Origin of the sequence: Glaciecola punicea, from assembly GCF_001756615.1 — a bacterium.
Lineage (GTDB): Bacteria > Pseudomonadota > Gammaproteobacteria > Enterobacterales > Alteromonadaceae > Glaciecola > Glaciecola punicea.
Map to the genome: position 1 here is coordinate 40,140 of NZ_LZXY01000013.1, position 25,897 is coordinate 66,036.

Genomic DNA, 25,897 nt, shown 5'->3' on the forward strand with positions numbered 1-25,897 from the left:
AAATAAAAATTAATGCTCAGTTTTATTTCTGCGTGTGCGCCTTTGTGCACGCCGCGTTAAATTGTTAAAAATAAGCCGGCTAAAGCCGCGCTCATTAGGTTTGCTAGGGTTGCCGCTAATACCGCTTTTAATCCGAGATTTGATATATCGGCTCGTCGCGAGGGCGCCATGGTGCCAAGCCCGCCGAGTAAGATAGCTAACGAGCCCAAATTAGCAAAGCCACACAAAGCAAAAGTCGCAATGATTCTTGAATGCTCACTCAGGTCAGACATACCTTGAAGGCTAATAAACGCAACAAATTCATTTACAACGAGTTTTTCGCCAAGCAGCTGCCCAACTGCTAAGCTTTCTGACCATGGGACACCTATCGCATATGCCAATGGCGAAAATATATAGGCTAAAATAACTTGCAGACTCAGCTGCGGATAGCCCGCAAGGGAGCCAAGATAGCCAAATAAACCATTTACCATGGCGATTAATGCAACGAATGCAATTAACAGCGCTGCGATACTGGCCGCCAGCTTTAAACCTGCTAATGCACCGTTAGTGATGGCTTCAAATATACTAGAAGGCTGATCTTCTTGCTGCTCAGAAAAGTCATTATGTTTTGAGTCTACAGGCGTTTCATTTTCGGGAAAGATGATTTTTGCCATAAGCAGCCCCCCTGGCGCCGCCATAAAGCTGGCGGCTACAAGATGCTTAACCTCAATTCCAAGGCTTGCATAACCCGCCAGCATGGCGCCAGCGGTTGAGGCTAAACCACCCACCATCACCGCAAAAAGCTCTGACTTGGTCATGGTTCTAATATAGGGTTTCACTACTAAAGGGGCTTCAGTTAATCCAACAAAAATATTCCCCGCGGCCGATACCGATTCAGTTTTGCTGGTGCCTAGCAGTTTCGAAATTCCGCCCCCCAGCACAGCAATCACGCGCGGCATTATTTTTAAGTAGTAAAGAACGGAAATAAGCGCGGAGAAAAAGATGATCACCGCCAGCACATTAAGAGCAACCACAAAGCCCACTTTTTGCCGAGCCAAATCGCCAAATACAAACTCCACGCCAACATTGCCATAAGAGATGACGTGAGTTACGCCCTGCGACAGTGCTTGCAAGGCGTTTTTTCCAAGATCAGAATAAAATACCAGCGCGGCAATGCCCGCCTGCAGCAAAAATGCGACCCCTATGGTTTTAAGGTTTATCGCCCGGCGGTTGCTCGAGCACAAAATAGCAATGCCTATGAGCAAAACTACGCCTACTAAACTATTCATATTAAAGCCTTAACATTAAGGAGTGAACGCTTAATAACGATTATAAAGCCGCAGTTTGTTGTAAAACAAGTCGCTTCAACTCTTTACAATTAGATGCGATGTCGGGTCCCGATTGATGCAAGGCGCCGCCAATAAGAAACATAATGTCTTTACCGTAAACGTCAATCATTTTTGGCACACTTTTGAAGTTCATGCCCCCCCCCGGCGAGGCGATAATTCGCTTAATATGCCCCATATCACAACTAGCGCCCTGTACGATCGATTCACATTGCTCAACGCTGAATGCAAAGCGTCCACCGAAATTAGGGTAAATACTGGTATCGGCGCCTGCTAGGCGCATTAATTGACCAAATAAAAAATAATGCGAATAGCCCGATTGCGGGCTCGAAACCCAACTACCCAACATAGAAGGATGCCCTAAAATGGGCAAATTAATGTCACCATCATCGGCAATGCACCGCATGGTATCAAAACCACTGATTCCCGGCATAACTAAAAAGCCACCTACACCTTGCTCTTTGGCCCAGCGAGCGTCGTCGAAGATTTGATTGGCTGGCGAGTTTAAGGTTGGTGTATAGCGGCAGTTCATACCGGTTTCAGCATTCGCGCGATTAACCGCCTCAACGCAAAGCTTTACTCTTTCTCGAAACGGCGAAAAAGGTTGATTAAAAATGCCGTGATCGTCTTTGATTAAATGAATCCCGCCCTTTGCAAATTCATAAGCTTGCGCAGCTAGGGCTTGATTAGATAAACCCATCGGTTTTAGGGCAGTGCAAAACAAAGGCTGCTCTGGCTCATCGCATAGCGTGCGCAAGCCATCAATACCAAAGCGTGGACCCTTGAAAAGTTTGGTGAAGCTTTCGGGCAACAATACCTCGACTATTTTGATATTCGATTGCAAACTGGTATTGCCGAACATGACATTTAAAAAGCCGTTTAAACTATGGCCTGTAACTTCCAAAGCGTAACTAATTTTGGCTTCCCAAATGTTTTCGCTAACGCTGTCAAAATGGACTATTTGACCAAAAACATGTCGGCGAATATCGTCGTTACTTATCAAATCCGCGGGAAATTCGATGGTTTGTTCAATGCACACCGCTTCTGCGCGCCGTTGCGCCTCGTCTTTACTTCCTACAATATGATAGATAACTACAAAGCGCTGGCCCGACATGGCTACCGAAGTGTGCTTAATCATAGCGCTTCAACCTTTGAACTGGCGTTCATATCATCTATTCTCGCCTGCTCTAAATCTGACTTTTCAATCGATAAATTGCGCTTGAGAAGTTTTTCAACGCCGCGCACTAGAGCAATAGCATCTAATTCATATTCTTCCATGAGGAAGTTTTTAGACGCACCGTGTGCGTAAGTATCTTTGAGTCCGAGCCTTAGCAAAGGTCTATGGATGGCGTTATCGGCTATTACTTCGGCTACAGCAGAGCCCAAACCACCCACAATGCTGTGATTTTCCATGGTAATCACGCCATATTTTGCGCGATTTATTGCTTCCACAACGAGTGGATCTGTAAACGGTTTTAAGGTTGATATATGTAAATGATTAACTGAAACGCCTTTGCTTTTAAGTACGTTTACCGCCCTAAGCGCCTCTTCAGTAATGATACTTGAAGTCAACACAGTAATATCGTCGCCGGTGCTTAGCACCCGTGCTTTGTTAAACTGCATAGGCTCATCTTTAGGGAAAAGTCTTGGCATGTCACCTCGTAACAAACGCACGTATACAGGGCCGTCAACGGCTTGCGCTATATCTAATACGGATTCAACCTCGGTTGCATCCCCCGTATCAAAAATTGTCATATTTGGGGTAGCCCGCATAATCGCAACGTCTTCTATCGCTTGGTGCGTAACCCCGCCTGGCGTGACAATACCCGGCAGAAACGCCATCATCCTAACTTTCAAATTTGGATAAGCAATTGACATAGCAAGTTGATCATAAGGACGGCGATAAATAAATACCGCAAAGGTATGAATGAAAGGCGTGAAGCCTTCTCGGGCAAGACCAGCGGCCATGCCCATCATGTTTTGTTCAGCCATGCCCATCGGAAAAAATCGCTCTGGGTAGGTTTCTCTCCATTTGCCAACTTCACACGAATTCGATAAGTCTGCAGTCAGGACAAGCACTTCAGGTTTATCTTTACACCAATCAATGAAATTTTGCACATGTGGTCGAGATACTAAGTTCATTACTGTGGCTCCTTGAGCATCTTGTCGTAAGCTTGTTGAAAAGAAAATTTCTCGTTTTCAGACGAAAAACGTAAATAATGCAGAGTGGGGCGCTTTGTATTCAAAAGACTGACGCCGCGGGTTGGATCGGTAATAGCCAAAATAAACAGGGGTTTTCCTTGCGTATCCATGTTGGCGAGTCTATCAAAGGCTTCCATGTCGTGTCCGTCTACTTCCTCGGCATGGGCACCAAAGGCATTAAGCTTGTTTTGCAATGATCTAAGTGACATCACACTTTCTATGGGGCCATCACATTGTTGTCCATTTACGTCTACAATGACTTTAATTGAATCAAGCTTGTAGTGCGCCAGCGTTTGCACCGCCTCCCACGTTTGACCCTCTTGAAACTCACCATCAGACATCATGACCCATGTGTTGCCGGTTTCTTGTTTTATTCTGCGACCAATCGCGATGCCGCCAGCAACACTCAGGGCTTGCGCTAATGAGCCCGAGGTTATTTCGGCGCCGGGACTATGTTCAGCGCTAATAAGCTCGACCGTACTGCCGTCTTTGTTGAAGTCGTTGAGCCCTTCAGGTGCCATTCTTTTTGCTTCAATAAGCGCCACATATAATACTAAGGCGTAGTGGGCAGGAGAAAAAATAAATCGGTCTAAGTGAGGCAGTTTTTCGCCGTTATAATCAGAGCCTGAATAATACGGTTTGCCTTGCGATGGCACGCAGTCAAATGGGTCGGGGACCATGGGCGCTATTGACGGTCCTAAATTCATGCCCTTGCAGTAAAGATAAGCAAATATTTCTGCCGATGAACAAATTTGGCTTAAGTAACCGCCGTTATTTTGCATTACATAATCAAACCCGCGCAGCCTAATTTTGGCAGCAACCGATTTTGCATCCTCTAGCCAGTTTAACTCTTGCTTAGCCATATTTACGCTTCCTTCAATTTTTGTAGATTTTCTTGGAACGGGGGATACACGATGCCTTTTTCAGTAATAATGGCGCTAATGTATTCAGCCGGCGTTACATCAAAAGCGGGGTTGTATACTAAGACCCCTTCAGGCGCAATTTGAGCGCCATCAATATTGGTGACTTCGTCGCCGTCTCTTTGTTCTATTTCAATATCGCTGCGACACAAAGTATTCAGATCGATAGTCGATAAAGGAGCCGCTACAAAAAAAGGCACCTTATGCGCTTTCGCCACAATGGCTAAGTTACAGGTGCCAATCTTGTTCGCAACGTCACCGTTTGCGGCAACGCGGTCGCAGCCAACAATACATAAGTCAACTTTGTTGTTTGACATAACGCTAGACGAAGCGCCATCCACGATTAAATAGTGCTTTATGCCAAGCTGTTTAAGCTCCCATGAAGTTAATTTAGCACCCTGCAAGCGCGGCCGCGTTTCGTCAACAAATACAGTGGTTGCTAGGCCTTGTTCATGGGCCATTCTGATAACGCCCAGCGCCGTTCCGTAGTCAACCGTGGCCAGCGAGCCAGTATTGCAATGATGTATAAAGGTCACTGCATTCTTAGGCATAAGCTGCATCGCGTGCTGAGCAATTTTTTTGTTTATTTGAATGTCTTGCTCGGCCAACTGCTGCGCCGCCGATAATAAGCCTGCCTTGTACTGTGTTTGCGTCTCAAATTTCGATACCGGCGCAAGGCGTTTCATTTCATCTAATGCCCAAAATAAATTCACCGCAGTAGGTCGTGTGGCCCGCAGCAGGACATCCGCTTTTTCAATGAGATCAGCAAGCTCGCTTATATCAGCGGCCTTCACTCTAAACGATTCAACAACTAAGCCATAAGCCGCAGTCACGCCTATTAAGGGAGCACCTCTTACCACCATATTTTTTATGGCAGTTGCAATGTCGCCAGCACTTGTATAATCGTTATAAACCACTTTTGCCGGTAGTACCGACTGATCAAGCAGGCGCAGAGTCTTGTTAGCATCAATCCATTCAATACTTGTATAATTTTTCATGCTTAACCTTGTGCGGGTGTTGAAATGTTTGAATAAATAGCTGTTTTAATTTCGTGCATTTTTTTCGAAACTTCATGTAGGTTTAAATTGACTAACCTTCTATTGTTAACCACTACTTTGCCGTTCACCACCACTGAATGTACATCGTCTGGTCGTGCACTATAAACGAGGTGTGAATAGACATCGTAGATTGGCTGAGCATGTGGTTTATTGCATTGTACAACAATAATGTCGGCTAGCATTCCTGGAGCTAACTGGCCAATTTTATCAGACACCGAAAGTGTGTTGGCACCGTATCGCGTAGCCATTTTAACGACTTCTTTAGCAGGCAAAGCAAGCGCGTCGTTATTGCTGTTTTTTTGTAACAGGCTAGCTAAACGCATTGCCATCCATGGGTTTAGATCGTTACTTGAAGAAGGACCGTCGGTACCTAAACTAACAGTTATCGACTCGTTCAAATAGTCGCATACCGGCGCTGTACCTGACGCTAATTTCATGTTCGAAGCGGGGCAATGGGCAACTTTTGTATTGCGCATTAAAAGCGTGTCGCGATCTTCTTTTGAAACGTGTACGCCATGGGCTATCCACGTTTTTTCATTTAGCAATCCAGCGGATTCTAATACTTGAATCGGCGTTTTACCGGTGATTTTTTTTACGGTATCCATCTCAAATTCAGCTTCGCTGGCGTGAATATGCACGGCCACATCATGCTTTTTTGCCAGTGCCGCGAGTGCCGCTAAATGTTCTTCGCTCACGGTATAGGTGGCGTGAGGACATAAAATGGGCGTTACTAAATCATCATTCTTATATGTTGCTATAAAGTTTTCAGCACGCTCTATACGTGTGTCCCATTGACTAATATGATCGGCACCGAGGAAATCGACGAATACTTCACCTGCAAATAGCCTTATGCCAATCTGTTTGGCACATTGCGCGGTGGATTCAGGAAACCAATACATATCGGCGCAGCAGGTCACGCCTGCCAATAACATCTCAGCAAAGCCAAGGTTTGCGCCCACGGCAACGCTCTCGGGGGTAATATAATGGGTTTCAGCCGCCCATACCTTGTCTAGAAATGACCCTAGATCAGTGTCATCGGCAAGTCCTCTAAACAAGGTCATGGCAACATGAGTATGAGTATTAATAAGTCCAGGCATTACAATAGATTCAGCTACGTCAAGGAGTTCTTTAGGTTTATATTTATTGATGATCGTGTTTTTAGTGCCAATTTCTACGATTTTGCCTTGTTTTACCACAACAGCGGCGTCTTCAAGCACCTGCTCTTCGTTGTTCATTGTGACCACATGCGAACCGCAAATAATCAGATCACAATCTAAGCGCTCATCCTTTTTCATGACTTAATCTCCCCAACAGTGTTTCTATCAGTTTTTTAAGCTTAGGAACAATGGCAACCACGTTTTCCCAAACCTCTTCTTCGCTGGTAATATGAGTGTCTTCAACATTGTGCACAGCCATATTTGTAATAGAGCTCAAAGCGAGTACTTTAATCCCCGCATTTCGCGCTGCAATCACTTCTGGAACAGTCGACATCCCCGTTGCATCTACGCCCAATAGATTTAAAAAGCGTATTTCTGCCGGTGTTTCAAAGCTCGGACCCACTAAGTAAGAATATACGCCCTCGTGAAGTGGCATTTTTATTTTAACTGCAACCGCCTTAATAAGCTGTCTTAGCTCTGCATCGTAGCAATTATTTAGGGAGGTAAATCGAGAGCCAAAGTCTGCGTTATGACTGCCCCTTGTTGGGTCGAGACCTGTCATTCCGGGCATATTAACATGGTCTTTTATGACCATAATATCTCCGACTTTAAAGCTTTTGTTCACGCCGCCTGCGGCGTTTGTTAGCACAAGATTTTTAATACCTAACTGTTTCATAACATAAACAGGAAACGCAACGTCTTGCGGCGTATAGCCTTCGTAGGTATGCACGCGTCCTTGCATTAACACCAACGGCACACCCGATAAGTAGCCAAAGCATAAACGCCCTTTGTGGCTTGGCGCACTTGATACTGGGAAATGGGGGATATCTTTATATTCGATGTAAAAAAAGTCGTCTAAAGCGTCGGCTAATTCGCCAAGGCCTGAGCCAAGAATTAAACCGCACATGGGCTTAATATTGGTGCGCGCCTGAATATACGCTTGGGCCTCATTGATTTTTGCTAATTGCTCTTTTTTCATGCGTTACAAATGTAAAATAGATGAACATTTGAAATACACTAGCATATTCTTTTACTTATGCAATAGAAAATTTACTTGTTTACTTCTCACTATGTGAGGATAAGCTTCATATTGCTAGGTCTTTAGCAAGTGAATTAGGAGCTGCGTGAGCATTTAATATGATGTTCTTCGCTTAATAGGAAAATTCTCGGCGCAAGAAAAAAACTGTAGATTTATGCCAAACGGTACGATCCAAAACGTTTCTTAGTTAGATCGTAATAACGATGATATTGTTGATGAAGAAGAATAGTTAAGCGAGCAGTTTGGCAGCCTTATTTGGAGTTAGAATAAGGCTGCCGATGTGGTCAATATAAATGAAAACTAATGTGATAAGCCTGAAAATACCCCATTTTTCTGTTGTGCAAGCAATCCCTCTGAAATATGGCAGCCATGGCAGCAAGTCACTGAAAATGGCCGGCAGGTTAGGCATTATCTGCAAAGCTCCTCAGTCATGTTAAACACACAGGGTACCCGATTATTCGCTAACGCTGCATTTAGTGAAGGTAAAATAATTAAACTGCAAAAGATCTTTTAAGTCTTAAGCAATCATTACTGTTCCCAAAAAACTGTTACAGAAAAAGCTTGCGCAAGGCTGGCTTTTTGTTTTCTAAAGCAATACTAGTTTTACATCATCTTATTAAAAGAACCTTACTTTAAACTCGGCTCCCACGTAGCGCTCTTCATTAACAAGCGCGGTATTGTTATTAAAGTCAACCGCACCAATGGCTTGTTGCTCGTCAAATAAGTTACGTACAAAGGCCGATACTTCATATTCTTTATCGCCTTGAGCCCATAAATAACCGGCACGTAAGCCGCTTTCAAGCAATGCTTTACCTTCAAACTCTATCGATTCATAAAGGAACAGGTTAATTTCACTGCGGTATGAAATATCACCATAAGCAAAAAAGTTACCTTCGCCTAGCGCTTTGCTGTAGCGCAAGGTGGCGTTAGAGATCCATTCAGGCGCATGAGGTAAGCTGTTACCATCGAGCAAAGCAAATGTTTGACCATTTACCAAAGTGGTTGGATTAGTTACTGTACACTGCGCGCAAACGGCAACGGCTAAGCTACTATCATCAAGCTCAGTGTTGTTATAGCTTATATTAAATGTAGCGTTAAGTTCGTCAGTTAATACCCACTCAGAATCTACCTCAAAACCATAACCGATGGTTTTATCAGCATTCAGTAAGCGGTTCGAGTTATCGTTACCACCCACGGCGGTTAACTGCTGATCGTCCATTGTGTAGTAAAAGATACTCACGTTTACCCGACCTTGGCCATTGAGTACGTCTGATTTTATACCCGTTTCGAAAGACGTGACGGTTTCGGTATCGGCAACCGTGACTTCATCGCCAAATACAATGCGTCCTTGTAAGCTTGGCGCCCGAAAGCTATTCGCAACACGGCTATACCAGTTTACATTTCCATTGACTTTATAGGTGGCCGATAAATCCCAACTTACGTGATTGTCGCTAACACTGCGCTGAATTCGTAATGGCGGGGCGCCAAATGGACTTATTTCGCGATCAGCTGAAAAATCCTTTTCATCGTCAGAATAACGTAGGCCGGCAGTTACTTTTAAGGCATCGGTTAAGGTATAGTCAACTGCGCCAAATACTGCCCACGCGGTGGTATCTTGATGCTGAATTGCATAGCCATTTAATTTTCCAGCAGGGCTTGATAATGAGTCGTAGCTAAAGTTTTCAATGGTAAGCTTTTCATCAAAGTAGAATACGCCCACTTGATAGTTCAAGGCATCATCAAAATTACTTAACAAGCGTAGCTCTTGGGTTAATTGATCTTGATCAGGAATACCATCGGCAGTTTCAGATGAGAAGGGAATAAAACCTGGGCCCATAAAGTCAGGTAAAAAAGACGCACCATAGCCACCATCAACGTCCCCATGAGCGAGTATTTCGGCACTTTCCCAAGCAGAGATTGAGGTAACAGTGTAACTCTCAAACTCCCACTCAAGTTTTAGACTTGCGCCCTGCGACTGTCCTTCAATAGAAGCCCTAGCAGCACCATCTTGAAACATAACATCGTGCTCATAGCCATCAACTAAGTCGTTGCTGCCAGCTTTAATCGCATTAGCACGAAATACAATAGGGGTACCGTCTAAGTCACGCGTGTGGTAGTTCAATAAACCGGTGAAATCGTTGCCCTCATACAAAAATTGAATACGTGCGGCTTGCTCGGTGTAACCGCCTAGTTGGTCTTTAGCTTCCAAACCTGGCGCACGATTGTCAATGTAAGGGTCTTTATCTTGCCATAGCAACGACACACGAGTCGAAATGTTATCGCTTAAGGCCCCGCCTACCGCGCCTTCCATATCAATAGCGCCGCGGCTGCCATACGATACCGACGCATAGCCTTCAAATTCTTGGCTCGGCTTAACCGTATCAAATTTAACTAGGCCGGCGGGAGTATTACGACCAAACAGTGTGCCCTGTGGACCGCGCAACACCTCTACACGTGCCACATCAAATACGGGGAAGCCTTTCAGAATGGCATTTTCTTGCACCACATCGTCAATTACTAATGAAACGGGCTGCGAGGCATTTAAATCGAAATCGGAATTGCCTAAACCGCGAATATAAAAACGCGGGAACGCACGGCCGAATGAAGACTCAATGCTTAGGCTGGGAATTTTTGCATTCATGAAGCGAATATCCATTCCTGCTGAGTTATACGCGTTTAGCGCATCGCCTTGCAGCGCCGTTACCGCTATAGGTACTTCTTGCGCGTTCTCTACGCGTTTACGTGCGGTAATTTGAATCACTTCGAGTTGCTTACTTTTGTTGTCTGTTTCTTCTTGTTGTTTTGCTAAAGAAGCAAATGAAGTGCCTGCTACTGCAGAAAATAAGCTTGCATTGATTAGGATCGCCAGGGTAGTTCTTTTCATTAATATCATGTGGTTAGTAACCTTTTTAGTGTAGACTTTTGCAAAGAGTGTTGTGTAGCGCAATATTTTTATTTTGTATTCGTTCAAGGTTTTGTGGCTTGTACTACTGCTGCAAATATTAATTGAGAGCGCAAAAAAACTCAGCATAAAGCTGAGCAAACCAAACTAGTGATAGCACGGCATAGCAAATCTGCGGTAATAAATGAACAAAAATACAATTTTTATTGTGTGGCAATCATATATTCTTAACACAAGATGAATTAAAGCTTCGTTTCAAGCATCCTGCGGCGTTTGTTAGCACAATATTTTAAATACCTAACTGTTTCATAACATAAACAGGAGACCCAAGGTCTTGCGGCGTATAAGCTTTGAAGATATTTACGTGTCCTTGCATTGACACTAACGACATACCTGATAATTAGCCAAAGCATAAACGCCCTTTATGGCTTGGCGCTCTGGGTACTGGGAAATGTGGGATATCTTTGTATTCGATGTAAAAAATTCGTCTAAGGCGCAGGCTAACTCACCAAGGCCTGAGCCAAGAACTAAACCGTACATAGGGCTAATATTGGTGAGTGCTTGAATATACACTTGGGTCTCATTGAGTTTTGCTAACTGCTCTTTTTTCATGTCTTACAAATGTAAAATAGATGAACATTTTCTTTAAGATTAGCATATTTTCTTCTTTATGCAATAGAAAATTTACTTGTTTACTTCTCACGATGTGAGGATAGGCTTTAGGTTGCTAAGTCATTAGCGAATTCATTAGGGACTGCGTGAGCATTCAGTATGGCGTTCTTCGCCAATTTAGCTATGCACTAGCCAAACAATTAGAGAGCGAAAGAAATAACCCTTACTTTATAAAGTCCGTAACAACAATATTTAGGCGAGGATTCGGTTTTTTATAATCTAAATTGCGCTAATCATTCGCGGCAGTAAATTAATGGCTTATGTCGCCTGTAAGCACTCTAGTTCGACAAAAGCCGCTATGATACATCTACACAATTGAGAGGTAATGCTAAACTAACCTTTGTCCGTCCCATAACAACAGACGTTTTAAAATGTAGAACAGCATTGTCACTAAAAAAGAATAATTGGGTAAACTCTTCAAAGTTTTCCATATCTTTTGCAGTAACAATGAGTACGAAGTCAGCATCGCCGGTGATGTAATAGCACTGCTGTATATTAATGTTGTTTTTCACTTTTATTTTAAAGTAATTAAAACAATCACTATAATTTCTATTTAACTGTACAGATATAATAAAGGTCATTGATTGATTAACACAATTAGGAGAAATTATTGCTACTTCCTGTGAGATGACTCTATTATCTCTCAAACGTTTTAAGCGACGTTTTATGCTTGCTACTGATAATCCAGCTTCTTCAGAAAGTCTTTCTACGCTAGTTTTTGCATTTATTTGCAATAATCTTAATATTTCCAAGTCATGTTTACTTAATTCCATAATTACACTTACTTTCACAGCTCAATAATATAATAGTATCATTGTTTTTAATTAAGTGATTAATAATCTCTGATAAACACAAAAACATGATACATGAGTATTACGATGTCTAGATAGAATGTCTTTAAGTTATTACATAATTAATCGAGGAATTTCTCTATGCCTGCTACACAAAGTCAAATACTGCCAACTAATGAAAATGAAGTCAGCGCACAAGCAAAAATAAAAGTATTAAACCCGCAGGATGGTAGTTTAGTCTCAATGGTTACGAATAACTCAGTGAGTGAAGTTGAATCGATAATTAAAGCAGCAGTAATAGGCGCCCAAAAAGCCAAGGAGCTTTCTACTAATATGCGAATGTTAGTGCTTAATGAAGTTGCTGATAATTTACAGAATAAGAAAGAACTGTTCGCTCAAATGATTGCACGTGAAGGCATTAAAACAATTAATGAAGCGAGAAAAGAAGTGTCTCGGTCTATAGACACAATTCGAATTAGCGCTGAAGAAGCACGCAGATTAACTGGAGAAACAATTGCGTTTGATCAGGCGCAAGGTTCTGAGAATAGGTTTGGATATTATCGCAGAATCCCTCTGGGTGTAATTGCTGCAATTACACCCTTTAACGATCCATTAAACTTAGTTGCTCATAAAATAGGACCAGCTATAGCCGCAGGAAACTCAGTGATATTGATGCCTCACCATGAGACACCTACTGTAGCAAAAATGCTCGTAGAACTATTCAATAACACAGCTCTACCGCATGGTGTTTTAAACTTGGTTACAGGATATGGAGCAGCTATAGGCGATATTATTGTTTCAGACCCTCGCGTTAATATGATTTCATTTACGGGAGGGAGAAAAGTAGGTGAAAGAATTTTAGGCCTCGCAGGTCTAAAGAAAATATCGATGGAGCTTGGAAGTAATTGCCCTGTAATAATCATGAATGATGCAAATTTAGAGATGGCAATGGAGGCATGTGTCAGTGGTGCTTTTTCAGCAGCAGGTCAAAACTGTTTACATGTTCAAAGAATTTTTATTCAAGATGCACAATTTGAACAATTTGCTAAAGAATTTTGTAATCGAGCAAAAAGTATCTTAATGGGAGACAAACTCTCTGAACATACACAAATGGGTCCTATGATTAATGAAAATGCCGCTCGTAAAGTTGAGTCAATGGTACAGGATGCTATTGAGAAAAACGCTACGTTGCTGTCTGGAGGCAATAGAGAGGGAAACTTTTTTCAGCCTACGGTTTTGTCAAATGTTAGCAATGATTGCTTAATAGCCAAAGAAGAAGTATTTGGTCCAGTCACCGTTTTATATCGATTTTCAGATAAGGCAGAAGCAATAGCGCAAGCTAATAATGTAGATTTTGGCTTACAAGCAGGTGTTTTTACTAATAACCTTGCATTAGCTTTTGAAATTGCAGATGCCATTGAATGTGGTGGCGTAATGATAAATGACAGTAGCGACTATCGAATAGATGCAATGCCATTTGGAGGTGTAAAGGGATCGGGTGTTGGGAGAGAAGGCGTTATGAGTGCCATTAAAGAAATGACAGATATAAAAACGTACTGTTTTAATTTACGAAAATAAGGCCATCAAACTATCAGTTAATAAATAAAAAAGTATCGAAAACAGGAAGTATAAAATGAAGAAATACAAATTGGCAATAATCGGTTTCGGTAATGTCGGGCAAGGATTAGCCAAAATAATTCGTGATAAAAACGAATTGTTAAGTAAAAAGTTTGGTATAGAATTGAGTATTGTTGCGGTATGCGACTTATATAAAGGCAGCATTGCAAATAGTAGCGGTTTGGATCCTGAGATTCTATTATCTGATATTGAAAAGTATGGAGATTTAAAAAGTACATCTGCTCCTATCACTGGATGGAATGCTATTGAGATGATTGATAATAGTGGAGCTGATATTCTAATAGAGCTTGCTTTTACCGATCTTAAAACAGGAGAACCTGCGTTAAGCCACGTTAAGCGAGCATTAAATAATGGTATGCATGTTTCTATGACGAATAAAGGACCTGTTGCTTTACATTTTCCTGAACTACATAAATTAGCGTCTAGCAAAAATGTTCAAATAGGCATTGAAGGGACTGTAATGAGTGGAACTCCTTCAATTCACTTGGGCAAGGGAATGTTATTAGCAGCAGGAATTACAAAAATCCAAGGAATTCTTAATGGAACAACAAATTACATATTAGGAGAGATGTCCACAGGAGCTGATTATGAGGTTGCTTTAAAAAAGGCTCAAGAACTTGGGTATGCAGAAGCAGATCCTACAGGTGATGTTGAAGGGCACGATACTGCAGCAAAAGTAGTTATTCTTGGTAATCTTTTAATGGATTTATCCCTTACCTTAGATGATATAGATAGAACAGGCATTAGCCACATAACAAATGTTGATATTTCCAATGCGACCAAGTCTAATAAATATTGGAAATTAATTGGTTCAGTTCAAAAAAGGGACACCGGATTCATCGCATCAGTTAAGCCTGAAATGGTCTCTAGTGATCATCCATTAGCATTTATTAACGGTGCAACAAATGCTATTACTTATTCAACTGAATTATTAGGTGATATTACCTTAATTGGTCCGGGAGCTGGGGGTATGGAGACAGGCTATGCCGTTATTGAAGATATTCTTTCAATACATAGAAGCGCACCTGCGTATAGAGAATATAGACTAAATAGCCAATAGCCACTGTCAAGGTATCGCAGACACCAGTAACTGCATACCTTGGTGAGCTAAGAATTAATAGCTGGATAGCGGACTGATAACATCACCTGAGTATAAAATGGCCTATTTTTTTAAATAAAGTTAGCTCAATTCAATTTTGTTCTGGCTCAGATTAACTGCAATGGAAGTCTATCAACAATGGAATTTGAAAAGTTAGCGACAATTGCGAACAATAAATTTAACCAATCACAAAGTCTTCTTTCTTGTCACACAGAAGTAAATAAATTAGCACTTTGGGAAGGAAATAAACATGGAACAATTTATTGCATTGTTTCTAATCATCAACAAAAAACGATAGAAGAAAAAGATATTGAATTTGACAATGCTGGATTTGGTAGTATAGCCTTACACAGTATTTATGCTTCACTAATCGAAAAGAACAGCATGGACCAATCAGATTTTATCGATAAAATTTCATCTCAACCACGAAAAATGGCTAATTTTGAGGCAGACACAAGTATAAATGAAAACAATATTACTGACTTGACAATTTTCGAGCCTACAATTGAATGGAAATTAGATAAAGAAACAAACCTTTCAAAAAGTGAAAAATCTTCCTTCTTTGGTCAAAAAAAGAAAGGAAAAGCAAGCGGAATTGGCAAGATTAACACACTTACTTTAAATAAATAGACCCCTTGGATAAGAAGAAAAACAATTTTCTAAAAGAATTTTTTAAAGAACGCAAAACCGTTGGAGCTATTCGACCAAGTTCTGAATCTTTGGCAAAAAAAATGTTGAAAAATGTAAACTTTAAAAATTCAGATGTTATAGTCGAATTTGGTCCTGGTACGGGTGTTTTTACGCGTCGGATAATTGAAGAAATGAATCCAAATGCGAGTTTATATATTTTCGAATTACATAGTCCTTTTTATGTCAAGTTGCAAAAGGAATTCGAAAATGATGAGAGAATTCAAGTGATTAATGACAGTGCAGCAAATGTGAGAAAATATTTGAAGGCTGACGGTAAAGAATTTGCCGATGTCATTATTTCCTCTTTGCCATTGACAAATTTCGATCAAAAATTAACAATGCGCATACTGAAGTCTGCTGAAATTGCATTAAAACCAGAAGGGAAATATATTCAGTTTCAGTACTCTTTAAATGCAAGGAAATTGCTAATTAAGATCTTCAGTTCAATTTCTATACAATTCACAGCGAATAATTTACCACCAGCTTTTGTATATACATGCAAAAAAATAAGCCTGATTTCTCAGACGAATTTATAACTTTCATTAGTAGTAGTGTTAATATCTAAAATCTAGACGCAGACCCATTTATTGAGCTTGCTTTAAATTGTTTTAATATTTACGTTTATTTAGCAGCTTATTCAGTCAGATTTTCAAAACACCGCAGTCTTTTATTTTACCATCACCATCATCATCACACGTACTCGACATTTCCAGTAAGGTCACTTTTAATGCGTTTAACTCTTCAATCCGAGCGCTTACTTCTGCAAGATGCTCGTTGATAGTATCGAATTGTTTGTATTGAACAGCCAGTTTTTTTTGAATACGCATCAATTTTCACAAAGGCCCCATTAAGCTATTGACTCTACATTCAATATATAGACTTCATAATCTTCCTATTCAATTGCAATACGAGAGCTCAATATGCGTGGATGTGGTTGCAAGGTACAAATTAATGATGCTTTGCAAAAGACAGTATTATGATTGAAGACAAGCTAAACCCAGCTTCACAGGCGCAGTTGCGCCGTGAATACAATAAAAGCTTTGCTTTACTTGAAGATGCTCATGTTATCGGGCAGCAGTCGACATATTTTCATTCGCTTGTGCATCTTAAAATGTTGCGACATGGACTCTCAATGCGTAATTACAAAGAAGTCATGTGGCAACTATGTAGACTTATCGACGCGTTCACTAAAACGGCGATAGGACTCATTCCCACAGGCAATACCGGTGGAGCCAACGTCAATCGGTTTAGACAGATGCCTATATCAGAAAAAAACAAAGAGACTATAGCGAGAATTAAACATGCACAGTCACGACCATAGCCATCACGCAAGTGGCGATAATGCATCGAAACGCATTGGATGGGCGTTTTTTCTTAATGTTGCCTTCACTATAATCGAATTTATTGGGGGCTGGCTAACAAACAGTACCGCCATCATGGCCGATGCCGTACATGATTTAGGCGATAGTTTGTCTATTGGCACCGCATGGATACTTAATAAACTCGGCGATAAAGAGGCTAACAACACCTTCTCTTATGGCTATAAACGCTTTTCATTGCTAGGTGCGTTGATTAACGGCTTAGTGCTCACTGTAGGTTCTGTGTGGATATTATTTGAAGCTATTCCTCGACTCACTGAACCCCAAATGCCAAACGCTGAAGGCATGTTGCTGTTGTCCATATTCGGAATGGCGGTAAATGGGTTTGCTGCCTACAAATTAAGCGATGGTGATTCTTTGAATGAACGTGTTCTTAACTGGCACTTACTTGAAGATATGCTTGGTTGGGTGGCCGTTTTTATTGTATCGATAGTTTTGATGTTTAAACCATGGCCCATACTAGACCCTATATTATCCATCGGATTTACCTTGTTTATCTTATTTAATGTTGTCCGCAATTTGAAAGAGACACTCTTGCTGTTTTTGCAAGCAACACCCGATAGAGAGCAAGTTGAGAAAGTGCGCAGCGTATTACTATCAAAATCAGAGGTAGACGCGCTTCATCACTTCCATATATGGTCACTGGACGGCGAACAAAACGTGATGACGGCGCACTTAGTGTTACCTAACGGGGTTACTGTCTTACAAATGCAAACGCTTAAACGTCAGCTTCAAGAGGAGCTTGCCGTATTTGAATTTGTCCATACGACGATTGAGCTAGAGTTTGCTGATGAACAATGCCGAGATGACAATACAGATGCGTAACTATACGAAAGTAATCATGGTGGGCTTTTCAAGCTCTTCGATTTCGACTATAGTGCCGTCTGAAATGAATATGATTTTAACCATGGCTTATAAATGATACGTCGACGAATAATCGGATACTGCACAATACTGCTGATTTTGTTTCAGTCGTTTTCTGCCGTCGCCAGTTCGTTAGACTTTCATGTCATTGATAAAGAACATCTGCAACAAGAACACCAGCACAGTATAGATGATAAAATAGCGGCAATACCGCTCCAAGACATTGATGTTGATGACGGCACAAGTAAATCTACGAAACACCACAACTCAGCCGACTGCCATCACTGCGGTCACTGCCACGGCACCCATGCACAATGGTTCATTCAGCAACATTCTGGAAAAATCCTGTTGGCTGCGCAGTTACATCAATTTTTCTATTTCAAAATCATGATTGACGGCCAAGTCAGTCGATTATTACGCCCCCCAAAACAGTAATCCTTTCTTAATTAACATTTGCAAAACGCGAACGTAATTTACATCGCGATGCGCATGCATTCATTAATTTAATTTGGATACACAATGAAATATTCTTTTATGAACGAATACCTTTACCTATGCCTATGGGTGTTAGGTGCCAGTGCGCTTGCCATGGGTGCAGTAAGCAATACTTATGCGGTCCAAAACGAACCCGCAGAGGCCTTTCCCATCACCCTAGAGCGCGCAATTAAGCAAACATTAGCCAATAATCCGCAGCTACATGAATTCGACTTCAAACGACAGATTGTGGCGGGTGACGCTAAAACCGCTGAACTACGCCCTGGCTATTCCCTCGGCGTAGAGCTTGAGAATTTCTTGGGTAACAGTGAAGTCTCTGGCATCACAGATGCAGAGCTTACCCTCACTTTGTCATCCGTCATTGAGCTGGGGGACAAGGTGGATGCGAGAAAACGCATTACCCACGCACAACGCCAACAAGTGATTGTTCAAAAGAAAGTGCGCTCACTTGATATTTTAAGCGAGGTAATGCGCCGCTATATTGATGTGCTTGCGCAACAAGAAACCGTGAGTATGGTAAATGATGCGGAACAATTAGCGCGTTATACCTATCAAGCGGTCTTAACAAGAGTCGAGGCGGGTGCGTCTCCACAATTAGAAATCAAACGTGCCCAAGCGGCCTTAGCTCAGACTAGACTCAGTGTGCTTACCGCAAACCAAAGCCTGCAAGCGAGCATCAACAGTTTAGCCATTATGTGGGGAGACAAAACGCCTGCGTTTACGCGAGTAACCGGAAATTTGTTTTCGTTAACGGCTTCACCGCCGCTTAACGACCTCATATCAGCACTTTCGATGAGTCCCTACATACAAGAGTATGCGCAGCAAACGCGTGTGCAGGATGCACAGTTACGCCTCACCCAAACCGGTGATAAACCAAATATTTCTTGGTCAGCGGGCATTCGGCGAATTAACGGTATCGATGAATCCGCCTTTGTTGCCGGTGCAAGTGTTCCGCTGTTCAGTCAGCAGCGTAACTTAGGCCAGTATGAGGCTCAAAAGGCAAGGCTTGACCAAATTGAGCAACAAAAGCAAGCCAGTTTGCGCAGCTTGTATCATCAAGTGAATCAAGCGCTAGATGCCAGAAATCGTGCCTTACTTAAAGTGGAAACGTTTCAAAACGACATTATTCCCCCACTACAAGAAGCCTTGGTCATGGTTGAACAGGCGTATTCAGACGGTAGGTTCAGCTATTTAGAATGGGTATCAACGAGGCAAGACATGCTGCAAGCCCAACAAGCCCTTATCCAATCCGCTAAAAACGCGCACCAGCGCGGCGCAGATATAGAAGCACTTACCGGCCAACCTATCCTGTTGCGCGCTCAACCGGCGCCTTTTACCACTATTTTTATTGAGAAGTAATCATGAACTATACTGTTAAACTATCACAAACATTGTCACACGATGTAGCAATGCCATTGCGCTTATTCGTACTTGTCTGTCTAGCGATGCTTTGTTTTGCGACGCTTGCAGGTGAAAGTGCGCAATCAAATGAATACGCTCATGCCGACGAATTTGTCACCCTATCCGCCGAGATGGCAAACGCCAATGGCTTGCAAACTATGGCAGTAACGAGTGGACAACTCCAGATCTTGGCGACTGCCTATGGCGATGTCATCACCGATCCTGCCTCGCTTAGCCATATTAGAGCAAGGTTTGATGGCGTAATTTCCGCCGTTACCGTGAATCTTGGTGATAGTGTCAAACTAGGCGATACGCTTGCCACAGTTGAATCAAATGAAAGTTTGAAGCAATACAAAATCACCTCACCATTTTCTGGCAATGTGATTGCTAGGCATGCCAATGCAGGCGAACTATCAAACGGACAGATCCTGTTTTCCATTGCCAATTATGATGATGTATGGGCGCGATTAAAGGTATTTCCTAAACAGTTGTCATCCGTTAAAGCCGGTCAACAAGTCATGCTAACTCATACTGGTGTAAAGCAATCATCTACCATTAGCCACATTGCGCCCTCGCCCGATGGTAAGCCTTATACGCTTGCATATATCAGAGTCAATAACAAAGACGGCCAGTGGCCGGTAGGTGCGCTAGTAAGTGGGCAGATCACGGTTGCAACAAGTGATGTCGCTCTACTTATTCCAAAAACCGCTATTCAAACGTTCGAAGAAAAGTCAGTCGTGTTTGTGCTAAAGAGTAGTGTACGTGAAGGGCACAATGAATATCACCCTCGCCCCGTCCTATTAGGCACCACAGACAATATGAATATTGAAATAGTCAATGGCCTACAAAATGGCGAGCGTATTGTGAGTCTAAATAGTTACTTGCTCAAAGCGGATCTAGAAAAGTCGGAGGCCGGTCATGATCACTAATTCATTATCCATCACGTTGTTTAATTTTATGATGCTTACTTTCTTAGCCACGAGGAGCCATGCGTGATTGACTCTATTTTACGACTATCCATTGAAAGACGAGGGATCGTCCTTTTGCTGATGTTTTTAGTGATTGGTGCGGGTCTTTGGAGCTATCAAAAGTTGCCCATCGATGCGGTGCCTGATATCACAAATGTGCAGGTACAAATAAATACACAGGCACAGGGCTACTCGCCTCTTGAAACCGAGCAAAGGATCACCTTTGTGGTGGAAACCGCGTTAGCAGGACTGCCCAACTTAAGCTATACACGCTCATTGTCGCGTTATGGCTTAAGTCAGGTAACCGCTGTGTTTGATGAAGGTACCGACCTTTATTTTGCTAGAAACCTGATTAATACAAAATTAGGAGCCATTAAAAGCCAACTACCGCAAGGACTTGAGCCTGAAATGGGACCTATCGCCACGGGTTTAGGCGAAATATACATGTATACGCTAACCGCGCAAGACGGCGCAACTCAAAGTAGCGGTGAACCTTATGATGCAATGGCTTTGCGAGAAATACATGATTGGGTAGTAAAACCGCAATTGGCCTTGGTCAAGGGTGTGACCGAAGTCAATGCCATCGGCGGTTATGTAAAGCAATACCATGTCAATCCTAAGCCACAAAAAATGCTCAGTTTTGGTCTTAGTATGCAAGATTTGATGACAGCACTTGAGCGTAATAATGCCAATCAAGGGGCAGGATTCATTGAGCGTAATGGACAACAAATATTAGTGCGCTCACAAGCGCAACTTAAAAGTATTGCTGATATTGGCAACGTAGTGGTCACGCAGATTGATGGCGTGCCGATCACGGTGAACGATATTGGCAGTGTTGCCATTGGTAAGGAGCTAAGAACCGGCGCAGCCACGCGGGAGGGGCAAGAAACTGTGCTTGGAACTGCCATGATGTTAGTGGGCGAAAACTCGCGTGCTGTTGCATTGGCGGTGGGTGAAAAGGTCACTTATATCCAATCAAGTTTACCTCAAGGGGTACTAATTGAGGCTGTTTATGACCGCACTACCTTAGTAGACAAGGCGATTAACACGGTACAAAAGAATCTTGTTGAAGGTGCATTATTAGTCATTGTTGTGCTGTTTCTTTTACTCGGAAATGTGCGTGCAGCCCTAATAACCGCAGCTGTCATCCCTCTGGTTATGCTAGCGACTATTACGGGGATGGTGCAAACCGGTGTGTCGGCCAACTTGATGAGTTTAGGGGCCTTAGATTTCGGCTTGATTGTGGACGGTACCGTTATTATTGTTGAAAACTGTATGCGAAGACTATCACAAGCACAACGACGCACAGTCACAGTACTGCCGTTAAAAGAAAGATTAGAACTTGTGTTTCAAGCCACCAGTGAGGTGATAAAGCCAAGCTTGTTTGGCGTACTTATCATTACCATTGTCTATATTCCGCTGTTTACCCTGTCAGGCGTGGAAGGCAAGATGTTTCATCCTATGGCTGCTACAGTGATTATAGCGCTATTGGCTGCCATGGTGTTTTCTATCACAGTTGTGCCGGCTGCCATTGCCATGTTCATGAACGGTAAAATTAGCGAAAAAGAGAGCCCGATTATTGTGGGCGCAAAATCTATATATCGTCCTATGTTGGTGGCCGCATTAAAATTAAGATGGTTAGTCGTGCTGCTGGCAACTATATTAGTGGTTGTCAGTATATGGCTGTCTACCCGATTAGGCGCTGAGTTTATTCCGCAGTTAGACGAGGGTGATATTGCCCTTCACGCTATGCGTATTCCCGGCACTGGCATTGAACAAGCGGTTGATATGCAAAAACTGCTGGAAACCACCATCATGAAGTATGAGCAGGTTCAGACCGTCTTTGCAAAAACCGGCACCGCAGAGGTTGCCACCGACGCTATGCCGCCCAATGTGACCGATACCTTTGTGATGTTAAAACCGCGCAGTACTTGGCCAGACCCAAGCTTATCAAAACAAGATTTTGTGGTGATGCTTGAAAAGGACCTCTTGACCCTACCCGGCAATAACTATGAGTTTACCCAACCTATACAAATGCGTTTTAACGAACTCATAAGTGGTGTGCGATCTGATTTGGGAATTAAACTCTTTGGGGACGACTTAGCTACCCTAGTGTCATCTGCTGAGGACATATTGGCTGTGTTGCAATCAGTTGACGGGGTGGCAGATGCGCGTATTGAACAGGTAGATGATGTGCCGATATTTACGGTTAATCCTAAACCCATTATGTTGGCAAGGTATGGCTTAGATATCACTGATTTACAGACATGGCTGCACTCGGCCATAGGTGGTAATGAGGCTGGCTTGATTTTTAATGGCGACCGCCGGTTTGGCTTAATCGTCAGGTATGACGAGAATATACGTTCAAACTTAGATGCGCTGGGTGACATTCCTATTGTCACAAAAAATGGCGAGTTCGTACCACTGTCAGAGGTCGCAGAGCTTGCGTATTCTTCAGTGCCGAGCCAAATTAGTCGTGAAAATGGTAAGCGGCGCATTGTTATTACGGCCAACGTGAGAGAGCGTGACTTAGGTACTTTTGTTAACGAGGTCAAAGATAAAGTGCGTGATGAGGTCAACCTTCCACCAGGCTATTGGTTGGACTATGGTGGTACATTTGAGCAGTTGGAAAGTGCGAGTCAGCGCTTATCTATTGTGGTACCAGCTACCCTGTTTATTATTTTAACCTTACTGGTGATTGCGTTTGGGTCCATAAGAGATGCTTTGATTATCTTTACGGGCGTGCCACTTGCACTCACCGGCGGCATTTTTGCGTTGTGGCTTCGCGATATGCCACTGTCGATATCAGCAGGTGTCGGATTTATCGCCTTGTCAGGCATTGCCGTGCTCAACGGTTTAGTCATGTTGTCGTTTATTAGGCAGCAGTTAGATGAAACCGGCGATTTAGTTTACGCCATTGTTGAGGGGGCAATTGTTCGTTTAAGGCCAGTGCTGATGACCGCGCTGGTTGCGAGCTTAGGGTTTGTGCCAATGGCACTGAACGTCGGAACTGGCGCGGAAGTACAGAGGCCCCTAGCAACCGTTGTGATTGGTGGCATTATTTCCTCAACGATATTGACACTGTTTGTTCTCCCCGTGCTGTATCGCTTTGCTTATGCGAAAAAAGCGTACTAGGGCGTTTGGCTTCTCTATCCACATTTAGAGAAGCCACTTTTTAGGGCTTAGCTTTTTGGTGTTTAAATTTGAATGCGCGCTATCCAGATCGGTGCATACTTCAAAAATCACTATTTGATTGAATTTGCCAATTTTTGGCCTAGTCTTCATTGTTTTAGCTTTCGCTTCAATAGACTTACGATTTATGTACTGATAAAGCTTTTAATATCGACAGGTGAACAACAGGGAAAAGACTTTTTATCAAACATTTATGGAATCATTACCTTTTGGGTAAATTAACGATAGCGTTTATGCTGGTTATACTCACCATCATCTAAAATACCCTGCAAACATCGCAACAGGAGACTGATATGGGCTTTTTGAATATTTTCGAAAAAGACAGTGACGGTAAACAAAAGCGGATTGAGCACCGCGGTAAATATGCGCGTCTCAGTCGCACTGATGGTTTTACCGACTTACAACTCATCATTAATGCACCCAATATTGAAATTTTAATTTTTTGTTAGTAAGCGCTTCGGATTGAGTTCTTTAGAAATGGTGGCCCGACCCTGACTTGAACAGGGGACCTGCCGATTATGAGTCGGATGCTCTAACCAACTGAGCTATCGGGCCACATTTTGAAAGCTTGTGTTTGCTTATCGCCCCAAAACCGAAAAGGTTTTAAAGAAGCAAGATGTTTATAGATATAAACGAGTAGGCCTTGCTTCAAAGCGGTGCGAAGTATAAATACTTTTTACATGAAAGTCATTACCAAATTCCCACTTTTTTATACAAATAATGGTTAAGTGCTTGCTACGACTAAAGTTTAGCAGATATCTGCCGTCATATAAGTGAACTAACTAAGAAAATTTGCTATGTTTACGCCTTGTTTTTAATATCACGCGGCTCACGAGCAAATAAAACAGTATTATTGATAGGATAGTAACGTTTTATGAGAGAAGAACCAAATAGACTACTCTAAACAAGGAACGAATTATTTCATCACCACACACCAAGAATGTACCTTCTAAACGTCGGTTTTTTAAAACGCTAGGCCAATTTTTGATTGGCCTTTTTTGCTTAAGCGCTTTATTTTTCGGCGGCAAGTCCGTGCTGCTTCAGTTTAATATTACCATTGCACCGGCTTTAGTCGGCATTGCCGCTCTATTTTTTGCTTTGTTGTTGCTTATGCGCGTGCCAATCGCCATCTCAAAAGCGGCCGACCCCTTGCTTGGCAATATGTCATTATTTTTTATTCCCGCCATAGTGGCTATCGTTAACTATATTGACCTGATATTGGCGTATCCCTTGGCTTTATTTTTGTCTATTGTGGTGTCAACATTGCTAAGTTTAGCCATCACCGCTTGGTTGAGCCAGCGCCTAATGCATATGTTAACACCAAAAGATGTAAACACCGCTCAACCGCCTAATAAGGCGCCTTAATATGTTAGCGTTGCTGCCAAACATTAATTACCTCGCCACTATACTGTGGCTCGCGCTTACCATTGTTATTTATTTTGGTGCGCTGCATTTGCATAGAGCCTCTAAGCCTTTACGCTTCATACAGCCTGCTTTGCATCCGCTCATTGTCGCCACCTTACTTATTATTTTGCTGCAGTCACTTACGCACACTAGTGTGTCTGAATATCAAGAATACACGCAATTATTGTCCGCTTTGCTAGGACCCGCGACGGTTGCACTCGCTGTGCCCTTATACCGACAGCTTAGGCTGTTGGTCAAAATGAACTGGCGTGTATTAGTGCCTATATGTGTGGGCGGCGCACTAGCACCGGTTTTATCATGGACATGCTTATATTTGCTCAATACGCCGCTTAATTTACAAATGACGGTGCTGGTTAAATCTATTACTACACCCTTGGCAATGGACGCCGCAGGCGCTATAGGCGGTATACCGGCATTAGCCGCGGTGTTCGTGATTAGCACGGGTATAGTGGGTGCTATTTGTGGTCCTGCGTTATTTGCCTTAATAGGCGTGAATAACCAAGCCGCTCAAGGGACTGCCCTAGGCGCTGTTTCTCACGCCATTGGCACCGCATGGGCTATTTCAATTGGTGAGCAGTGTACCGCTTTTGCTACCCTAGCACTGTGTGTGAACGGTATTGCCACATCGTTAATATTGCCTATTTTATTTGGGTAAGTCCTTTGTAAACACCATTTTGTGA

Annotated in this window: 24 protein-coding genes and 1 tRNA gene; 13 read left to right on the forward strand and 12 right to left on the reverse strand. The window is 42.5% G+C overall.

Annotated features, from left to right (window positions below; all coding sequences use genetic code 11):
- Positions 1-56: 56 nt before the first annotated feature.
- The 10 genes from BAE46_RS12960 to BAE46_RS13010 form a co-directional block, all read right to left on the reverse strand.
- Positions 57-1,268 carry a NupC/NupG family nucleoside CNT transporter gene (locus BAE46_RS12960; protein WP_070113112.1) on the reverse strand — a complete coding sequence of 404 codons (1,212 nt, stop codon included), beginning with the start codon at positions 1,266-1,268 and terminating at the stop codon, positions 57-59.
- Positions 1,269-1,308: 40 nt separating this feature from the next.
- Positions 1,309-2,463, reverse strand: coding sequence for a RuBisCO large subunit C-terminal-like domain-containing protein (locus BAE46_RS12965; RefSeq protein WP_070113114.1), 1,155 nt, complete (start codon positions 2,461-2,463; stop codon positions 1,309-1,311).
- Positions 2,460-3,467, reverse strand: a complete 1,008-nt coding sequence (locus BAE46_RS12970; RefSeq protein ID WP_006002815.1) for a transketolase family protein — start codon at positions 3,465-3,467, stop codon at positions 2,460-2,462. The genes BAE46_RS12965 and BAE46_RS12970 overlap by 4 nt, the downstream gene beginning before the upstream one ends.
- Positions 3,467-4,390 carry a transketolase gene (locus BAE46_RS12975; protein ID WP_006002814.1) on the reverse strand — a complete coding sequence of 308 codons (924 nt, stop codon included), beginning with the start codon at positions 4,388-4,390 and terminating at the stop codon, positions 3,467-3,469. The genes BAE46_RS12970 and BAE46_RS12975 overlap by 1 nt, the downstream gene beginning before the upstream one ends.
- Positions 4,391-4,392: 2 nt before the next feature.
- Positions 4,393-5,445 (reverse strand): S-methyl-5-thioribose-1-phosphate isomerase, encoded by a 1,053-nt coding sequence (gene mtnA, locus BAE46_RS12980; protein ID WP_006002813.1) that lies wholly within the window; start codon positions 5,443-5,445, stop codon positions 4,393-4,395.
- A 2-nt stretch (positions 5,446-5,447) separates the two neighbouring features.
- Positions 5,448-6,800 (reverse strand): amidohydrolase family protein, encoded by a 1,353-nt coding sequence (locus BAE46_RS12985; protein WP_006002812.1) that lies wholly within the window; start codon positions 6,798-6,800, stop codon positions 5,448-5,450.
- On the reverse strand, positions 6,787-7,641 hold the full coding sequence (locus BAE46_RS12990) for a purine-nucleoside phosphorylase (RefSeq protein WP_070113116.1): 855 nt from the start codon (positions 7,639-7,641) through the stop codon (positions 6,787-6,789). The genes BAE46_RS12985 and BAE46_RS12990 overlap by 14 nt, the downstream gene beginning before the upstream one ends.
- 676 nt (positions 7,642-8,317) lie before the next feature.
- Entirely contained in the window at positions 8,318-10,594 is a 2,277-nt protein-coding gene (locus BAE46_RS13000) for a TonB-dependent receptor (protein WP_070113150.1), read from the reverse strand.
- Between the two features lie 390 nt (positions 10,595-10,984).
- On the reverse strand, positions 10,985-11,215 hold the full coding sequence (locus BAE46_RS13005; RefSeq protein WP_006002808.1) for a hypothetical protein: 231 nt from the start codon (positions 11,213-11,215) through the stop codon (positions 10,985-10,987).
- 356 nt (positions 11,216-11,571) lie between these two features.
- Positions 11,572-12,048, reverse strand: a complete 477-nt coding sequence (locus BAE46_RS13010; RefSeq protein WP_006002806.1) for an Lrp/AsnC family transcriptional regulator — start codon at positions 12,046-12,048, stop codon at positions 11,572-11,574.
- A gap of 159 nt (positions 12,049-12,207) precedes the next feature.
- Here BAE46_RS13010 and BAE46_RS13015 point away from each other — a divergent pair, with 159 nt between their 5' ends.
- The 4 genes from BAE46_RS13015 to BAE46_RS13030 all read left to right on the forward strand — a co-directional run bounded on the left by BAE46_RS13015 (position 12,208) and on the right by BAE46_RS13030 (position 16,029).
- Complete coding sequence (locus BAE46_RS13015; RefSeq protein WP_070113120.1) at positions 12,208-13,644, forward strand: aldehyde dehydrogenase family protein; 1,437 nt, start codon at positions 12,208-12,210, stop codon at positions 13,642-13,644.
- 55 nt (positions 13,645-13,699) lie between these two features.
- Positions 13,700-14,764, forward strand: a complete 1,065-nt coding sequence (locus tag BAE46_RS13020; protein WP_006002801.1) for a homoserine dehydrogenase — start codon at positions 13,700-13,702, stop codon at positions 14,762-14,764.
- A 177-nt stretch (positions 14,765-14,941) separates the two neighbouring features.
- Complete coding sequence (locus BAE46_RS13025; RefSeq protein ID WP_070113122.1) at positions 14,942-15,433, forward strand: amidohydrolase family protein; 492 nt, start codon at positions 14,942-14,944, stop codon at positions 15,431-15,433.
- Positions 15,434-15,438: 5 nt separating this feature from the next.
- Complete coding sequence (locus tag BAE46_RS13030; RefSeq protein ID WP_070113124.1) at positions 15,439-16,029, forward strand: class I SAM-dependent methyltransferase; 591 nt, start codon at positions 15,439-15,441, stop codon at positions 16,027-16,029.
- Between the two features lie 105 nt (positions 16,030-16,134).
- Here the strand turns inward: BAE46_RS13030 and BAE46_RS13035 are convergent, their stop codons facing one another.
- Positions 16,135-16,320: a MerR family transcriptional regulator gene (locus BAE46_RS13035; protein ID WP_006002794.1), complete on the reverse strand. Its 186-nt coding sequence runs from the start codon at positions 16,318-16,320 to the stop codon at positions 16,135-16,137.
- Positions 16,321-16,469: 149 nt separating this feature from the next.
- Between BAE46_RS13035 and BAE46_RS13040 the strand changes: the two genes are divergently transcribed.
- The 7 genes from BAE46_RS13040 to BAE46_RS14860 all read left to right on the forward strand — a co-directional run bounded on the left by BAE46_RS13040 (position 16,470) and on the right by BAE46_RS14860 (position 24,241).
- On the forward strand, positions 16,470-16,814 hold the full coding sequence (locus BAE46_RS13040; RefSeq protein WP_006002792.1) for a DUF3703 domain-containing protein: 345 nt from the start codon (positions 16,470-16,472) through the stop codon (positions 16,812-16,814).
- On the forward strand, positions 16,795-17,697 hold the full coding sequence (locus BAE46_RS13045; protein ID WP_070113126.1) for a cation diffusion facilitator family transporter: 903 nt from the start codon (positions 16,795-16,797) through the stop codon (positions 17,695-17,697). The genes BAE46_RS13040 and BAE46_RS13045 overlap by 20 nt, the downstream gene beginning before the upstream one ends.
- Before the next feature lie 93 nt (positions 17,698-17,790).
- On the forward strand, positions 17,791-18,171 hold the full coding sequence (locus tag BAE46_RS13050; RefSeq protein ID WP_040519932.1) for a hypothetical protein: 381 nt from the start codon (positions 17,791-17,793) through the stop codon (positions 18,169-18,171).
- An 84-nt stretch (positions 18,172-18,255) separates the two neighbouring features.
- Positions 18,256-19,590, forward strand: a complete 1,335-nt coding sequence (locus BAE46_RS13055) for a TolC family protein (protein ID WP_171901036.1) — start codon at positions 18,256-18,258, stop codon at positions 19,588-19,590.
- 2 nt (positions 19,591-19,592) lie between these two features.
- On the forward strand, positions 19,593-20,561 hold the full coding sequence (locus tag BAE46_RS13060; RefSeq protein ID WP_070113128.1) for an efflux RND transporter periplasmic adaptor subunit: 969 nt from the start codon (positions 19,593-19,595) through the stop codon (positions 20,559-20,561).
- A gap of 63 nt (positions 20,562-20,624) precedes the next feature.
- A complete protein-coding gene (locus tag BAE46_RS13065; RefSeq protein WP_070113130.1) occupies positions 20,625-23,735 on the forward strand; it encodes an efflux RND transporter permease subunit in 3,111 nt (1,036 codons plus the stop codon).
- A gap of 350 nt (positions 23,736-24,085) precedes the next feature.
- Complete coding sequence (locus tag BAE46_RS14860; RefSeq protein ID WP_006002548.1) at positions 24,086-24,241, forward strand: hypothetical protein; 156 nt, start codon at positions 24,086-24,088, stop codon at positions 24,239-24,241.
- Between the two features lie 29 nt (positions 24,242-24,270).
- On the opposite strand, the gene BAE46_RS13070 is transcribed toward BAE46_RS14860, so the two are convergent.
- Positions 24,271-24,347: transfer RNA gene (locus BAE46_RS13070), tRNA-Ile, on the reverse strand.
- A gap of 429 nt (positions 24,348-24,776) precedes the next feature.
- Here BAE46_RS13070 and BAE46_RS13075 point away from each other — a divergent pair.
- Positions 24,777-25,157, forward strand: a complete 381-nt coding sequence (locus BAE46_RS13075) for a CidA/LrgA family protein (RefSeq protein ID WP_070113132.1) — start codon at positions 24,777-24,779, stop codon at positions 25,155-25,157.
- 1 nt (position 25,158) lies between these two features.
- Positions 25,159-25,872, forward strand: coding sequence for an LrgB family protein (locus BAE46_RS13080; RefSeq protein ID WP_070113134.1), 714 nt, complete (start codon positions 25,159-25,161; stop codon positions 25,870-25,872).
- The last annotated feature ends 25 nt before the right edge of the window (positions 25,873-25,897 follow it).

Excerpts from the sequence above, each read along its gene's own strand:
- BAE46_RS13060 (WP_070113128.1), top strand. The coding sequence starts at position 19,593 with ATGAACTATACTGTTAAACTATCACAAACATTGTCACACGATGTAGCA.
- BAE46_RS12965 (WP_070113114.1), bottom strand. The coding sequence starts at position 2,463 with ATGATTAAGCACACTTCGGTAGCCATGTCGGGCCAGCGCTTTGTAGTT.
- BAE46_RS13035 (WP_006002794.1), bottom strand. The coding sequence starts at position 16,320 with ATGCGTATTCAAAAAAAACTGGCTGTTCAATACAAACAATTCGATACT.
- BAE46_RS13055 (WP_171901036.1), top strand. The coding sequence starts at position 18,256 with ATGAAATATTCTTTTATGAACGAATACCTTTACCTATGCCTATGGGTG.
- BAE46_RS13025 (WP_070113122.1), top strand. The coding sequence starts at position 14,942 with ATGGAATTTGAAAAGTTAGCGACAATTGCGAACAATAAATTTAACCAA.
- BAE46_RS12960 (WP_070113112.1), bottom strand. The coding sequence starts at position 1,268 with ATGAATAGTTTAGTAGGCGTAGTTTTGCTCATAGGCATTGCTATTTTG.
- BAE46_RS13000 (WP_070113150.1), bottom strand. The coding sequence starts at position 10,594 with ATGATATTAATGAAAAGAACTACCCTGGCGATCCTAATCAATGCAAGC.
- BAE46_RS13015 (WP_070113120.1), top strand. The coding sequence starts at position 12,208 with ATGCCTGCTACACAAAGTCAAATACTGCCAACTAATGAAAATGAAGTC.
- BAE46_RS12970 (WP_006002815.1), bottom strand. The coding sequence starts at position 3,467 with ATGAACTTAGTATCTCGACCACATGTGCAAAATTTCATTGATTGGTGT.
- mtnA (WP_006002813.1), bottom strand. The coding sequence starts at position 5,445 with ATGAAAAATTATACAAGTATTGAATGGATTGATGCTAACAAGACTCTG.
- BAE46_RS12975 (WP_006002814.1), bottom strand. The coding sequence starts at position 4,390 with ATGGCTAAGCAAGAGTTAAACTGGCTAGAGGATGCAAAATCGGTTGCT.
- BAE46_RS13010 (WP_006002806.1), bottom strand. The coding sequence starts at position 12,048 with ATGGAATTAAGTAAACATGACTTGGAAATATTAAGATTATTGCAAATA.
- BAE46_RS13045 (WP_070113126.1), top strand. The coding sequence starts at position 16,795 with ATGCACAGTCACGACCATAGCCATCACGCAAGTGGCGATAATGCATCG.
- BAE46_RS13040 (WP_006002792.1), top strand. The coding sequence starts at position 16,470 with ATGATTGAAGACAAGCTAAACCCAGCTTCACAGGCGCAGTTGCGCCGT.
- BAE46_RS13020 (WP_006002801.1), top strand. The coding sequence starts at position 13,700 with ATGAAGAAATACAAATTGGCAATAATCGGTTTCGGTAATGTCGGGCAA.
- BAE46_RS12990 (WP_070113116.1), bottom strand. The coding sequence starts at position 7,641 with ATGAAAAAAGAGCAATTAGCAAAAATCAATGAGGCCCAAGCGTATATT.
- BAE46_RS14860 (WP_006002548.1), top strand. The coding sequence starts at position 24,086 with ATGGGCTTTTTGAATATTTTCGAAAAAGACAGTGACGGTAAACAAAAG.
- BAE46_RS13005 (WP_006002808.1), bottom strand. The coding sequence starts at position 11,215 with ATGAAAAAAGAGCAGTTAGCAAAACTCAATGAGACCCAAGTGTATATT.
- BAE46_RS13080 (WP_070113134.1), top strand. The coding sequence starts at position 25,159 with ATGTTAGCGTTGCTGCCAAACATTAATTACCTCGCCACTATACTGTGG.
- BAE46_RS12985 (WP_006002812.1), bottom strand. The coding sequence starts at position 6,800 with ATGAAAAAGGATGAGCGCTTAGATTGTGATCTGATTATTTGCGGTTCG.
- BAE46_RS13050 (WP_040519932.1), top strand. The coding sequence starts at position 17,791 with ATGATACGTCGACGAATAATCGGATACTGCACAATACTGCTGATTTTG.